Genomic DNA, 14,095 nt, shown 5'->3' with positions numbered 1-14,095 from the left:
AATACCCTTGACGGGCAGTCGATGCACCGCACGGTCGGACCCGGCGGTTCAGCGAGGCTCGACGGAGGAGAGCCGAAGCTGGGAACGCCGCATAAACCCGGCGGTTCAGCGAGGCTCGACGGAGGAGAGCCGAAGCTGGGAACGCCGCATAAACCCGGCGGTTCAGCGAGGCTCGACGGAGGAGAGCCGAAGCTGGGAACGCCGCATGAACCAGGAGGCACAGATGGCGGTTGAGGCCAGCGAGCGCAACGGACGGGCGCCGCGGATTCTGTTGTTGTACTACAGCTTTTCCGGGCAGTCACTCAAGGTGCTCGAGGCTGCCGGGGAGGTGTTCGAGCAGCGGGGCTGCGAGGTGGTCAAAGCCGGTATCGAATTCACCGACCCGCGCTACTCCCAGCGTTTTGCGCAGTTCCCGCTGCGCCGGGTCTGGCCCGACATGCTCAGTGTGCTCAAGGCCCAGCAGCGGGGCGAGACGGGGGAGATCCGCACTCCCGACGCGGTGCGCGACGGTGAGTACGACTTGATCTGCATCGGGTCGCCGACCTGGTGGAAGGCGCCTGCCATGCCGATCAGGTCATTTCTGCAAACCGATGAGGCCCGAAAGCTTCTGGACGGCAAGCCCTTTGTGGTGTTCACCGTGTGCCGCGAGTTCTGGCAGGAGAACTATGCCGAGGTCTGTCGGCTCGCGGAGGGGTGCGGTGGTCGCTACCAGGACGAGATTCACCTCAGCTACCCCGGGGACCCGCTGCGCTCGATGCTGGCGTTGACCAGCTACCTGGGCAGCGGCCGCTACCGAGAGCGCTACCTGGGCCTGCGCCTGCCACCCACCAACGTTCAGCCCGAGCAGCTCGACCGGATCCGCAAGTTCGCCGCGGGCCTGGTGAGCCGGTTATTCGGCAAGTGAGAGGTCAGCAGTAATGCCGCGTTCCTTTGAGGTGACGTTCTCCTCACCTGCCTCGGTCGAGCAGGTGCACCGTGCCTTCGGCGACCGGTCCTACTGGCAGGCCCGGCTGGAGGCCTTTGGCGGAAGCAAAACCCTCGACTCCCTGGATGTTGATGCCGACGGCCGCATTCGGGTCGTGGTGACCGAGGACCTGCGCCACGGCGCATTGCCCGGCATGTTGGCCAAGGTGTATCGCGGCGACCTCAACATCGTCACCACCGAGGTGTGGACGCCGGCGGGCGACGGACGGGTCAACGGTGAGATCACGGTCGCGGTGACCGGCGCTCCGGGGTCGGGGAGCGGCACCGCGGTGCTCGAACGCGACGGCACGGGATCGAAGCTGGCGTTGAATGGCACGATCCGGTTCAAGGTGCCGTTAGTGGGCGGCCCCATCGAGGGCTTCCTTGCCCGTGAATTCTCGCAAGGCATTCCGGAAATACAACGGTTCACTACGACCTGGCTGGGTGAAAATGCCTGAATCCGAGTTCACATACAGTCATGTGCCGACGACGGCCGAGGCGTTGGCTCGGCTGGAGATGCCGCTGGCTGAGGCCATGATGACGCAGCGCGCGATACGGCGCGTGTACTCCGATCCGGTCGATGACGCGGTGGTGCTCAAGTGCATTGAGTTGGCGCTGCGTGCCCCGACCGGAAATGACGGGCAGAACTGGGAATTCATCGTTGTGAAGGACCGCCACGTCAAAGAGGAATTGGCTAGGCGTTATCGGCAGGCCTGGAAAATTCAGCGCGGTGTGGTGTTGCGGAGAAAGATCAAGACCGACGAATCGATCGCCGGTATAGCCCGGGCGATGGAGTGGCAGATCGACCATTTCGCTGAGCTTCCAGTGCTCGTGGTGGCCTGCCTGCGACTGGGGGCACGGGAGGGCCGCTTGCCGGTGGTGCGCATGCCGCACATCGCCGAGTCCGCCTACTGGGGGTCGATCTACCCCAGTGTTCAGAATCTGCTGCTCGCAGCCCGTGCCATGGGCTTGGGCGCCTCGCTGATCACCCTTCCGCTGTGGAATCAGCGCGCGGTGCGACGCGTATTGCGCCTGCCGCACGCGGTCACGCCGTGTTGCATCGTGCCGCTCGGATGGCCCCGTGGGCGCTACGGTCCGACCACCCGCAAGCCGGTCGGGGAGGTGGCTCATCTCGACGGCTATGGCGATCTCGCATGGCGGGATAGCTGAATAAAAGCTAAAGATCAACCTTTGACGAAGTTTACGTGGAACTTAGCGGAAAACATTCCCCAAGTGATGTAAGTTAATCACTGCTCGCTTAGACACCCGGCTGTGACAGCTATATGCTGTCACGGTTCGTGGGGGACACAAGGGGGATTTGTGATTGGTGGGGGGACGCGTCAGCGTCGGTACACAACGGGCGGAGCGCACAGAGCGGTTCCGCAGCGTCGATTCGCGATTGCCGGGGGGGCGGTAGCCGTCCCGCAGGGCCGATCGGCGACTGCCGGGGCGCACCGCGCAGGGGCACAGCGGCGATCCGCGGCTGCCGGTCCGCGCCCTCCGGCGCCGCAGCGCCGCTACACCACAGCCGGCGCCGCCGTCGCGGCCGCGACAGCCGTAGCTGCGGTCACTCCGGTCTCGCCGGTCGCACCCTGGATTAAAGATCCGACCGCGGCCGAGCGCGCGGTGCAGCTGGCGGCCGAGGCGTCGTTGCTCAATGTGCCGTTCAACCTGTTCCAGGACATCGTCAACATCCCGTTCAACGAGGTGTCGGCCACCAACGTGCTGGCCAACTCGTTCTTCTTCACCGGCAACTGGTTCACTCCCAGCGCCACCAATATCTGGGGTGAGGACCCGGGCGACCCGGGCCACTTCATGGCCGTCATGGACTTCATGCTGCCGTTCGCCCCGCAGCTCTCCGGTCTGTATGACCCGACGATCGACCCGGATGCGTTGGCCAACGGCACCGCGGGTTGGGGCCAGCAGTTCGCGATGTTCGCGGCGGCCATGCTGCCGATCAGCGCATCGTGTGACTCGATCCAGTGCTATCCGATGTCTCCGGTCGAGCCGATCACCGGGATCACCGGCTTGGACGCGACGCTGAACTTCTTCCTGAAGTTCACCAACTTCCCGAACGACGACAATCAGCTGGACCTGTTCAAGTACTGGCTCAAGGTGCCGATCCAGGACCTGTTGAACGGTTATAAGTTCCCCGACAGCCCGTGGAGTGACCCGGACAATCCGACCTCCGGCGGTATCGCCAACCCGGACGCCGGCGTCGGTCCGGGTGGGGCGGTGCCGGGCGGGCCGATGTACGGCGGGAGCCCATGGTCCGGTGAGGCTCAGCCCGGGTTCGGCTACCCGGGCACCCACCCGCTCCTCGACGAGAACGGCGACCCCGTCCTCGACGAGTACGGCAACCAGATCAACCTGATGCCGTGGGCGGGACTGACCTTCAAGCTGGACCCGTTCGGCCCCCTGCAGCGATGGTTCGACAGCCTGATGCAGCCGGTCGACTGGAGTGTCAACGGCGACGACCCGCTCACCGGCTTCCACTTCTCCGGCCCGGAGGAGGTCTTCCAGGCGATGAAAGCCCTGATCGCCGGGATGGTCGTCGACTTCAACCCGTACGTCGCCGGCAGCCCGATGTGCCCGGGGCTGTGCAACATGCCGCCGGTCTCCCCGCCGTGGGGAGTGACCAGCCTTGACCTCGTCAAGTCGATCCAGGGGATCGGCGCCCCCAACCCACTGATCCAGCAGTGGATCGACCTGACTGAGCAGGAAGGCGAGAACGCCATCGGCAATGCCAACGGCGGGACCGACGAGCAGGTCCTGGCCGGTATCTCTGCTCTGCAGACCGGGATGTTCACCTTCGACGCCGACACCCACAACCAGATCATCGACTTGCTCGGTGACATCAACCCGTATCTGCCGGCCCTGGCCGTCAACGGCGGGATCCTGACCGACCCGGGCCTGCTGGGGCCGTGGCCGATCAACCCCGAAACCGGCTACTACATGCCGCCGACCTGGAACCCCGACCTGCCGCTGGACGAGCAGGAGATCGGCGACTACGGCGGCAAGAATTCGCTGCTGCTCTGGGACGATTTCCTGCGGTTCCTCGACCCGAGCGGCGGACTCGTCACCGATCTCGACGCGTTTTGGAGCGAGCTCGCGAGCTGGTTCCCCTTCTAGATCGACTCCGCGTCAGAGCGACTTCGCGGCAGCCCGGCCCATTAGCGGCCGGGCTGTCGTGTGTTCGGGGCCCGTCGCGCTGCTGCGCCCACGGTTCTCACAGCAAACACATCGCACACGTCTCCATTACCAACATGTGACTCTCGATTTGCGCTCAGGTAACACTTTGGTAGATTCATGAACCGCATGCGGCCGTGCCGCTTTCCGTAACTTACCTTAGCTTGTTGGAGGACCCCGGGATGGTTTCAGCCTTGCGTTCGTACTTCTCCGCGGGGCTGGTCGTCACCACCGCCGGACTCATCGCCGTCGCTCCGGCAGCGCCCGCGATCCAAGAGCTGCCCACGGCTCACCTGGACACGCAGCTGACCGCCGGTGAGTCATGGTTGAACGTTCCGCTGAACCTGTTCCAGGCGTTGGTCAATATTCCGGCGAACGAGATTCACGGGCTGGACACGCTGGCAAAGTCGCTGTTCTACAGCGGCCCTTGGATGGCCGGAAGTCCCACCAACGCCTGGGGCGAGGACCCCGGCGACATGGGGCACTTCGAGGGCATCCTCCAGATGATGTTCCCGTTCCCGTTGATCTCCGGCGCCGGTCACGAGGGGGACCGACTGTTCCCCGGCCTCGGACAGCAGCTGTCGATGTTGGCCAATGTTCAGATTCCGATTGACCTGAGCTGCGCGGGCTTGGACTGTCTGCCGGCGATGCCGACCAGCCCGATCACCGGCTTCACCTGGATCGACCAGACGCTGTGGAGCTTGCTGATTGCCACTGGCCTGCAGAAGTTCCCGCTGATCGAGAACTGGTTCCAGATCCCGTTCTCGGACATGACGGACGGCAACGAGTTCTACTTCGACCCCAATGGGCCAGGCATGGTCAACATCGGGTACGCCAACGACATGTACTACTGGCAGGGCACCCGCACCCTGGAAGAACTGGGGTTGAACCCCGAGGACTACCCCAATATCGACCCGGACGCGCCGTTGATGCCCTGGGCGGGCAGCTACTACGCGATGGACTTCAGCACGCCGTTCACCAACTTCTTCGACAGCCTGATGCAGCCGTTCGACGTCGACAAGTTTGACCTCCCCGACCCGATCGAATTCGCGCGCGTACTGCAATCGTTTATCGCCTCGTCCTTGCTGGCCTTCAATCCGTTCATCCCGGGCAGCCCGCTGTGCCCCGGGCCGTGCCTGCTTCCCGAGCCCGGCGGCAACATCTTCAACCCCGAGGACTGGAACACGCCCAGTTACTACTGGCTGGTCAAGATCATGGACGACCTGTGGCCGGGCAACCCCGTCATCGGTGAATGGATGGACGCCTACGAGGAGGGCACCGCTAACGTCTCCAACCCGGAGATGATCGAGACGCAGGCGTGGTTGTGGCGCTTGGGCACTGTGTTGCTCGACATCAAGAACCCGCTGCCGCCGGACCCGGTCATCGACACCACCGGCTTCTTGCCGACGCCCGAGCAGCTCCAGGCCTTCTTCGGCGACTACTGGTACAACATCTTCGACAACATCGGGATCATCGGGCCCTTCGACATCCAGGGTCTCTGGGACGCGATCTTCGACGTCACCCCGGCGGCGTAGCCGTCCTCAACAGCCTGACTTCGGCGTCCCACGTGCCGGCCGACCCGGCGCGTGGGATCGTAGGCTAGCCCAGCCTGCCCCGACGAGCGTCGAAACCGTTGGGGCCCACGACATCCGGGCGAGGGCAACGGCGTTCGGGCATCGCCCGGCGTCGCACTTGTGCTATGTGTCCAGGGCGCCGATGAGGCCCGACAGATCCGGGAGGTAGGGGTAGAGACTCGGCAGCTCGCTGTCGGGCAACATACCCAGGTCGACTTGGGCGGCAATCCAACCTTGCTCGAAACCGAGTTGCAGATTCTGCGACACGACGTCCCAATCGATTCCCGGCATGCTCCACGACACCGGCGTGAGAACATCGGCCGGATCTGAGCGGTCGTAGCCCAGATCGATGAGTACTCGCAGGGCGGGCTGCACCAAATCCGCCATTGCCGGCCCGAACACCGGAAATGCGCGGATCCCATCGAGCAGCGGCAGATTCTGGGTGGGAATCAGGAAGTAATCGGTGTTGAGGTCGTCCGACGATGTCGGGAGCTTCACCGCGTCCTGGATCGCGTTCGGGTCGAAGGTCGTCGGCCACCCGGGCAGCAGCGCCGGGTGCAGGTAGACGTAGCCGGCCATGGCGTTGGCCAGCGCGAGGAAGTTGAGCGGATATTTCGGGAAGTCCGTGGCTCCGCTGTACTCGATGTTGTAGATGTCGGTGTGGTAGGCACCGTCCGCTGGCGCCACTGCCATGTCCGAATCGAAGCGGGTGAAGAAGCCGCCGTTGGGACTGTTCAGGCTTTCCAGCAGAACAAAGCGCAGGGTGTCCGGATCGGGCTGCTCGGCGGGCGGAAGACTCAGGAGGTTGACCAACTCCTGGGTGGCCACCGCAGCGCTCATCGAGTAGCCCCACACAACGATGTTGTCGCCCTCGGCCAAGTGCGCCAACAGCGCCTGGTGCAGGTCGTCGACGCCCTGGGTCAGTCCCGGTCCGTAATCGGTCTCCGGCGTCGTCACGCCGACGGGGGTATACCCCGGAAACGTCGGCTGCCCGTCAAACGGATGCTCGGGATCGAGGAAACCGGCAATGACCTGGTCGATGTAGGACTGTACCGGCGTCGGTTGAAACGCCGATCCCATGATCAGCGCGGTGTTCTCACCGAAGGCGAACCCTGCGCTGAGCACAGCGGTCATCCCCATCAGGCCGGCGCAGCCCCCCGCCACGAATCCGGCCGTCAACCATCGATTGCTTGTATGCGTCATCGAATCCCCCATTTATCCCCGACACATGCTCGTGTCAGCGTACACAGGAACCTGACCCAGCGCGCGCCGAGGCAGCGAATATTTTCTGGACGCCGCCGCCGGCCGGATACGTTTGCTGGTGGCCGGCGCAGCGGGGGATAAGGTAAGCGCGTGGCTCTACCAGCTCCGGGCGCCGACCGTGCAGCGATTGTCACCGGCGCGTCGTCGGGTATCGGTGTGGCCTTGGCATGTGAACTCGCCCGGCGCGGCCACCAGCTGATTCTGGTGGCGCGCAGCGCAGATCGGCTGCACGCGCTGGCCGCCCAGCTCAGCTCGTCGGGGCTGGGTCCGGCCCACGTGCTGCCCACCGACCTTTCCAACCCCGCCGAGCGTGCCGCCCTGCCCGATCGGGTTGCCGGCTTGGGCCTGGTCCCCGACGTGTTGGTCAACAATGCCGGCGTGGCCCTGGTGGCGTTGGCCGCTGCGGCGGAACCGCAACGGCAATTGGGCCTGATCGAGCTCGATGTGGCCGCGGTGGTCGATCTGTGCACCCGCTTCCTACCGGGCATGGTGGCGCGGGGCCGCGGAGCCGTCCTGAACGTGTCATCGGTCGCCGGGTTCGGCCCGCTGCCGGGTCAGGCCAGTTACGGCGCCGCAAAAGCATTCGTGGCGTCCTATACCGAGAGTCTGCGGAGCGAACTGCGAGGCACCGGCGTCGTCGTCACCGCGTTGTGCCCGGGGCCGGTGGACACCGGACTGGACCTCGTCGCCGGATTCCGACCGGGAGAGCGCAAGCGGGTGCTGCCGGCTGTGATGTGGAAGCCAGTGGACACAGTTGCCCGAGCTGCCATCGACGGCTTGGCCGCAGACAAGGGCCGGGTGACGCCGGGCTGGGCCAATCAGCTGCTGGTGGATGCCTATCGGGTGCTGCCGCACGGCCCGCTGCTACCGTTGCTGGCGCGGCGGACGCCGCTATCGACGCGCAAAGCAGGTACCGGGAAAGGCGGGTTATCGTCGAAGGCAACGAAGAGCGGGTCGCCGGACAGGGGGAGCGGTGTCGTGCTTGAGGTGATCGACAAGGGCTGCGTCAGCGAGGCCCATCCGGTTCCTTTGCTGTTCGTCCACGGCGCATGGCATGCCGCATGGTGTTGGGACGAGAACTTTCTCGGATACTTCGCCGATCTGGGCTACCGGGCGCTGGCGCTCAGCTTCCGCGGCCATGGCGGCAGTCCCATCGACAAGCCGTTGCGTACCTGCAGCGTCGAAGATTATGTCCAAGACGTTCGATCGGTCGCCGACGAATTGCCAGTGCCTCCGGTGGTGATTGGCCATTCGATGGGTGGGCTGATCGTGCAGAAGTACCTGGAGAACCGGCCGGCGCCGGCCGGGGTCTTGATGGCGTCGATTCCCCCGCAGGGTAACTTCGGCTCCAGTCTGCGCTGGCTGCGCCACCGCCCGTGGCACGCAGTCAAGATGGCGGTCACCGGCAAGTCCCTGCCCTACATCAACACCCCCGAACTGGCCCGCGAGAAGTTCTTCTCCGAGGCGACTCCCGAAGACACGGTGCTGGAATGCGCGGCACGGCTGCAGGAGGACAGCGCCCGCGTCAGCGTCGACTGCCTGGTGCTCAATCTGCCGCACCCCAAGAGGGTGACCACGCCGCTGTTGGTGTTGGGTGCCGAACACGACGGTGCGCACACCTGCAAAGAGGTGCGGTCCACCGCGCATGCCTACGGCAGCGAAGCCGAGTTCTTTCCGGGCATGGGCCACAACATGATGCTCGAGCCGGGCTGGGAAGCCGTGGCCGAGCGCATCCACACCTGGCTCGGCTCCCGCGGCCTTTAGCTCCTACTCGTACGGGCCTGACCGGCCCGCCGCTCAGTCCTTGGTGAAGTGGTACAGGCGGTAGACGAATTCGCCGTTCTTCAACGCGCCGTTGAAGGTCCAGTCGGTTGCGGCGCTGGCGAAGCGGGCCAGACCGCCGTGGTGGGCGATCATGTCCTGCTTGCGGGCCAAGTTTTTCTCATTTCCGCGCAACACGTCCATGCTGATGTCCTCCTGCGACACCAGCCGCAATCCCGTGGCGGCCAGCTCGGCATCCCAGCGGGCCAGCTCGCTGCGGCGTCGGAAATCGGTGTAGAGGAAGTGCCCGCCCGGGGCCAGCACCCGCGCCGCGCCGTTGAAGAATTTGGCCGGGTGCGGGTACAGGTGCGATGCCTCCACTTGGAATACCACGTCGAACGAGCCGTCCTCGAAGGGCAGATTCTCGGCGTCGCCCTGCACGAAGTCCATCCCGGGCAGCTGGTGGCGCTCTCGGCAGAACTCGATAGCGGTCTCATTGAGGTCCAGGCCGGTGTAGGAGGCGGGCTTGAAGGTGCGCGCCACATAGGACGCGCCGCCCCCGTGGCCACAGCTCACCTCGAGCACCTTCTTGCCGGCCAGATCAGCCTGGGCGGCGGTGCGGTGGTACTGCTGGATGAAGAACCGGTTCGGCTCGTCCGAGGCTTCCAGCGGCACCGCCATCGGCGGGTCCTCTTCGTAGCCGTAGTTGAGGAACAGCCAGTCGTCACCGCTGAGCATCTTGGTCTGGGTCGAGAACCGCTTGGTCACAAACGAGGTGAACAGCAGGTGGTAGACGAACGGGTTCGTCATGACGCGGTGGGATACCGGATTGAAGATCAGGCGGTTCATCGTGACCATCGAAAAAGTATCTCACGATTCGCACGAGCGTGCCGAGGCCGGGCCTATGGCTGCGGCACCATCAGTCGCGTAGTCCGCGCATCAGGATTCGGTCCCACATCCGGTCGGTAAGCAGGGCTCGGGCAAACACGGTGGCCTTGCCGGACAGTCCAACGACGTAGCGCGGCCGGGGATTCTTGGCTCGCACTACGCGCAGTACGGCGCGCGCGACCACGTCGGGTTCGATCATCACTCCGCGCTTTGCCGAGAGCTGACGCGTGTTGTCGGCGTAACGGATCTTGAAGCCGCCGTAGGGGTCATCGGCGGCATAGGACGGACGAGCCTCCTGCTGCGAGGTGACGAACGGCGTCCGCACAGCGGTCGGGTCGAGCAGCACCACACGTACCCCGAACGGCGCCACTTCGGCACGCAGGGACAGTGATAGCGCCTCCATGCCGTACTTGATCACGTGATAGCCGCCGGCGCCCGGGCTGGCGAAACGCCCACCGGTGCTGCCGATGTTGACGATGACGCCGGACCCGCGCTGCCGCATTCCCGGCAGCACTGCCTGGGCTAAGTGAAGCGTCGCAACCACATTGGTCTCGAAGAGGCTGCGCAGGTCGTCGAGAGCCAACTGCTCGAGCGGACTCGTCAGCGGAAATCCAGCGCTGTTGACCAGCACATCTACCGCGCCATGATCGGATTCGATCTCGGCGACGAGCCGATCCACCGCGGCTTCATCGGTGACGTCGAGCGCGCGGGCGTTCAGTCCACGCGCCGCAAGCCGTTGCAGCGCTTCGGGATTGCGTCCCACCGCAAAGACCCGATAACCGCCGGCCTGCAATCGATCGGCGCTCGCCTCGCCAATCCCGCTCGTCGCCCCGGTGACCAGCGCTACGGGCTGGGCGCTCATCGGGTGCCGATGTTGCCGGACTGTGCGGGCGAGGGGTCCACGCCGGTTTCGGCGGGCACCAACTCGACGGGCAGGTGCTCCAGGCCGCGCATGGTCGCATTGACCAGGTAGCGGTATTCCCCGTCGAGCCGGATCTCTCTGACATGGGGAATCAGTTGCGTCAGTACCCGGCTCACCTCGATGCGGGTCAGGTGGGTGCCCAGGCAGTAGTGGGCCCCGCCACCGAATGCGAGGTGGTCGGTCGGATTGCGGTCCAGATCGAAAGTGTCGGGATCGGGGTAGTGCAGGGGGTCGCGGTTGCCGGCCGCATACAGCACCAAGACCCGCGCACCGGCCGGGATGACGTGGTCGCCGACCCGATAGTCGCGGGTGGCAGTTCGGTAGAAGCCTTGAACGGGGGAGACCAGCCGCAGCTGTTCTTCGATCGCCGCGGGAATCAGCTCGGGGTGCTCGCGCAGCCGGGCGTAGACGTCCGGGCGCTGTGCCAGCGTCAGAAACAATCCCGAGATCAGATTTGTCGTGGTTTCGCTGCCGGCGCCGACGAGCATCGACGCCGTCCAGAACACCTCGTCATCGGAGAGGGTGTCGTCACCACTGGGCGCCGCCAGCATCGAGATCAGGTCGTCGCCGGGGGCCTCGCGGCGCGCCTTGATCATCGGGTCAAGGCTGCGGTGCATCGCGATGACCGCCTGACTCGACCGCATGTTCATCGTCATCCCGCGCAACGACAGCGGCGCGAACGCGGCCTCATTGATGGTGTCGGCCCACTCCAAGAATTGGTGGCGGTCTTCCTGCGGTATCGCCAGCATCATGGTGATCAGCCGGTTCGGCAGGGGTTTGGCTAGGTCGGCCACAATCTCGACGCGTCCACGTTTGATCATCTCGGCGACGAGTTCGTCGGCGGCGCGGTTGATGTTGATCTCCCACGATTTCATCGCGCGGGGGGTGAAAGCCCGGGATACTGACCGGCGCAGCCGAGTGTGCACCGGCGGGTCGGTGGCGTTCATGGTCTGCAGCCGGACCCGGAAGCGGGCCTGGCTCTCCGCCGAGGACAACGCCTCGTCGTCGCGTAACGCCTGGCGGACCTCGTCGTATCCCGGGATGATCCAGATGCCGCGCTTACGGCTGTACCAGACCTTCGGGCCGGACAGCAGCGTGCGATATCCCGGATAAGGGTCCCGCATCGTCTCGCGAGCGAACGGGTCGAAGTCGGTCAGCGGTGCCGTTTCGCGTCTGGTCACGGCGTACCGATAGGCGGTCGCCCGGTCGCGGACCACGCCGACCAGCCCATCGGTGCCGATCTTGAGCAGGCTGGCGCGGAAACGAAGCCGGCGCGTCAATTCCTTCTGATCCATCTAGGCAAGCCCCTCGTCACGATCGTCGGGTTTGGAGCCCCGTTTGGGCCGCGATTGGCCGTAGGCGCCACCCTAACCCGGTTTCCTCCGTCGTCTGAAGGGACGTCGGTCAGCAAAGAAGCGCCGGAGCGCCGGGACGGGTGTCCCGATCTGCTCCGGCGCTTCGACGCGGCGTCCTCAGTCTTTGACGAGGTCGAAAATGCGGTAGGTGATCTCCCCGCGATCCAGGTCGCGGTAGAACAGCGAGCCCTCCACCACGGCGAATTCGCGAGCGAAGCGGCGCAGGAAGAACGGCATCCGCTCGTTGATCAGGTCGTTGGAGCGCGGCGAGTTGGCCGCCAGGCCGCGAACGACCTCACGGCTGATGTCGCGCTCGTTGACCAGCCGCAGCGGCGGGGTGGCCAGGGTCTGCTGCCAGGACTCGATGTCCTCTTTGGCGCGGAAGTCGGTGTGCAGGAAGTGCCCGCCGGGACGCAGCACCCGACCCACCTCGCGAACAAACTGTGCGAAGTCCGGGTAGATGTGCGACGCCTCGACGTTGACCACCGCGTCGAACGTGTTGTCCGGGAACGGCAGGTTCAGTGCGTCACCCTGCACGAAGTCCAAGCCGGGCACCTGGTGGCGCTTCTTGCAGAAGGCGACGCCGTCCGGGTTGAAGTCCAGGCCGGTGTAGGAGGCCGGCTTGAGGGTACGTGCCAGGAAGGACGCGCCGCCGCCGTGGCCCGAGCTGACTTCGAGCACGTTCTTGCCGGCCAGGTCGATCTGGGTGGCGGTCTGGTGGTAGAGCTGGATCGAGTACCGGTTGGGTTCGTCGGTCTCGTCGAGCTTCAGGCCCAGCGGCGGGTCCTGCTCATAACCCCAGTTGAGGAAGACGACGTCGTCGTGTCCCATCCGCTTGGTCATGAACGGGTACCAGTATTTGAAGGCCTTCTTGTACAGCGGCATCGCCGAGATGCGGTACACCAGATCGGCACCGACTTTTTCCAAGGTCTCAGATGGGGAACGCACCATACCGAAAGTATGGCACAGGTCAGCGTTCGCGCTATCCGACGGTGACCGGGGCCGGAGCCTGCGTGCGCCGCGGTTCGCCGCGGTAGCGCGACGGCGCCCCGTCGATCTTGCAGACGCGCCACATCAGGCGTCCGGCAGGAGACATCAAACCGATGTCCTCGCAGAGCATCCGGATGTCGGCGAAGGTGTCTTGCAGGGCCTGTCTCAACTCGGGCGAACTGGCCCGCAGCTGCCTACGCACCGACCGGGGGACATCGAAATACCGGAAGAAGCGGCCCGGCAGCACCACCATCGGTTTTGCCAGCAACCGCATCACGAATGGGACGTACAGCGACATCCAAAACCGGTTGATCCGCCACACATGGGGAACGCGCTTGCGCAGGTAGGTGTGGGCGAACGAGATGTGACGCGCCTCTTCGGCGACGTGAATGGCCATCACCTTCTTCACCACTGGATGGCCTGCCTCAGCCTCCCGCAGCGCGTTGGTCTGGATCACGTCGACCGGTACCTCGCCGGCCAGAACACCGAAGAAGAACACGTTGGGAAACGGCCCGGCGTACAGCGGCATCAGCGGCGAGAGAAGGCGCATCCACCACTGCATGCCCGGAACATCGAAGCCGATCCGATTCACCAGCTCCTGAAACATCAGGACGTGGTTGCACTCTTCGACAGTCTCATGCATGCAGTAGCGATGTTCAGGGGATCCGTTGGGCACCCGTGAGGCGTACTGCACCAAACCCCGGATCAGCATGCTCTCGAACTGCAGGGTGACCTTGGCGATGTTGGCCTGCCGCCACATTCCGATGGCGATCTGCCTCTCCAACGGCTGGCTGCGGTACCAGTCGGTGCGTGCCAGCGGGTCGTTGGTCAACACCCACCGTGGGTCGTCGGCGACGATGGCGTGCTCGGGCGCGTCCCAATCGATGTCGGTGAAGGGATCGAAGCGGCGTCGCACCGAGCTCGCCGACAAACTCGCCAGCGTCGCCGAATATTGGTCGTCATCGGCGACATCCATGTTGCGCCGGTAGCGACCCACAGCGCGAACGCCGCCGATCAGCACTGAACTGGCAACCAGCAGCGCGGTCGCCGTCCCCAAAATGTCCATCCATATCGCCATCGGCGAACACTCTCCCCGTCAGTGCGTCCGGGTGCCCGCAGGCGCCGCGGCTTGGCCAATCGTAGCGTGGAGATTGGCAAATCATTAAGGCGAGGCGCCACACTTCGGTGTG

12 protein-coding genes and 1 pseudogene are annotated in these 14,095 nt (G+C 64.9%); 7 read left to right on the top strand and 6 right to left on the bottom strand.

Annotated features, from left to right (window positions below):
• Positions 1-205 precede the first annotated feature (205 nt).
• The 5 genes from MJO54_RS12395 (at position 206) to MJO54_RS12375 (ending at position 5,687) form a co-directional block, all read left to right on the top strand.
• Entirely contained in the window at positions 206-904 is a 699-nt protein-coding gene (locus tag MJO54_RS12395; protein WP_082957403.1) for a flavodoxin family protein, read from the top strand.
• A 13-nt stretch (positions 905-917) separates the two neighbouring features.
• Positions 918-1,421, top strand: a complete 504-nt coding sequence (locus MJO54_RS12390) for a DUF2505 domain-containing protein (RefSeq protein ID WP_065153355.1) — start codon at positions 918-920, stop codon at positions 1,419-1,421.
• Positions 1,422-1,479: 58 nt separating this feature from the next.
• Positions 1,480-2,133 carry a nitroreductase family protein gene (locus MJO54_RS12385; RefSeq protein ID WP_105294924.1) on the top strand — a complete coding sequence of 218 codons (654 nt, stop codon included), beginning with the start codon at positions 1,480-1,482 and terminating at the stop codon, positions 2,131-2,133.
• A gap of 456 nt (positions 2,134-2,589) precedes the next feature.
• On the top strand, positions 2,590-4,095 hold the full coding sequence (locus tag MJO54_RS12380; RefSeq protein ID WP_046283041.1) for a hypothetical protein: 1,506 nt from the start codon (positions 2,590-2,592) through the stop codon (positions 4,093-4,095).
• Positions 4,096-4,334: 239 nt separating this feature from the next.
• Positions 4,335-5,687 carry a hypothetical protein gene (locus MJO54_RS12375; protein WP_240174993.1) on the top strand — a complete coding sequence of 451 codons (1,353 nt, stop codon included), beginning with the start codon at positions 4,335-4,337 and terminating at the stop codon, positions 5,685-5,687.
• Between the two features lie 162 nt (positions 5,688-5,849).
• Here MJO54_RS12375 and MJO54_RS12370 read toward each other — a convergent pair whose 3' ends face one another.
• Positions 5,850-6,929: a PE-PPE domain-containing protein gene (locus MJO54_RS12370; RefSeq protein WP_233428757.1), complete on the bottom strand. Its 1,080-nt coding sequence runs from the start codon at positions 6,927-6,929 to the stop codon at positions 5,850-5,852.
• 150 nt (positions 6,930-7,079) lie between these two features.
• Here MJO54_RS12370 and MJO54_RS12365 point away from each other — a divergent pair.
• A pseudogene (locus MJO54_RS12365) lies at positions 7,080-7,880 on the top strand (SDR family NAD(P)-dependent oxidoreductase); the annotation flags it as partial.
• An 87-nt stretch (positions 7,881-7,967) separates the two neighbouring features.
• Positions 7,968-8,753 (top strand): alpha/beta hydrolase, encoded by a 786-nt coding sequence (locus MJO54_RS12360; protein WP_065153373.1) that lies wholly within the window; start codon positions 7,968-7,970, stop codon positions 8,751-8,753.
• 33 nt (positions 8,754-8,786) lie between these two features.
• Here MJO54_RS12360 and MJO54_RS12355 read toward each other — a convergent pair whose 3' ends face one another.
• From MJO54_RS12355 to MJO54_RS12335, 5 genes are all read right to left on the bottom strand, one after another.
• The gene (locus tag MJO54_RS12355) at positions 8,787-9,599 is read right to left on the bottom strand and encodes a phthiotriol/phenolphthiotriol dimycocerosates methyltransferase (RefSeq protein ID WP_064889756.1); all 813 of its coding nucleotides are present in this window, start codon (positions 9,597-9,599) and stop codon (positions 8,787-8,789) included.
• A gap of 70 nt (positions 9,600-9,669) precedes the next feature.
• Complete coding sequence (locus MJO54_RS12350) at positions 9,670-10,500, bottom strand: SDR family NAD(P)-dependent oxidoreductase (RefSeq protein WP_046283045.1); 831 nt, start codon at positions 10,498-10,500, stop codon at positions 9,670-9,672.
• Positions 10,497-11,855, bottom strand: a complete 1,359-nt coding sequence (locus MJO54_RS12345; protein WP_046283046.1) for a cytochrome P450 — start codon at positions 11,853-11,855, stop codon at positions 10,497-10,499. The genes MJO54_RS12350 and MJO54_RS12345 overlap by 4 nt, the downstream gene beginning before the upstream one ends.
• Positions 11,856-12,032: 177 nt before the next feature.
• Positions 12,033-12,800, bottom strand: coding sequence for a phthiotriol/phenolphthiotriol dimycocerosates methyltransferase (locus MJO54_RS12340; protein WP_046283088.1), 768 nt, complete (start codon positions 12,798-12,800; stop codon positions 12,033-12,035).
• A gap of 97 nt (positions 12,801-12,897) precedes the next feature.
• Positions 12,898-13,971: an AurF N-oxygenase family protein gene (locus MJO54_RS12335; protein WP_396877162.1), complete on the bottom strand. Its 1,074-nt coding sequence runs from the start codon at positions 13,969-13,971 to the stop codon at positions 12,898-12,900.
• Positions 13,972-14,095: the final 124 nt, after the last annotated feature.

This window comes from Mycolicibacter virginiensis (assembly GCF_022374935.2).
GTDB classification, from domain to species: domain Bacteria; phylum Actinomycetota; class Actinomycetes; order Mycobacteriales; family Mycobacteriaceae; genus Mycobacterium; species Mycobacterium virginiense.
The sequence above is the reverse complement of the archived record's forward strand: the minus strand, read 5'-3'. Positions and strand labels throughout refer to the sequence as shown.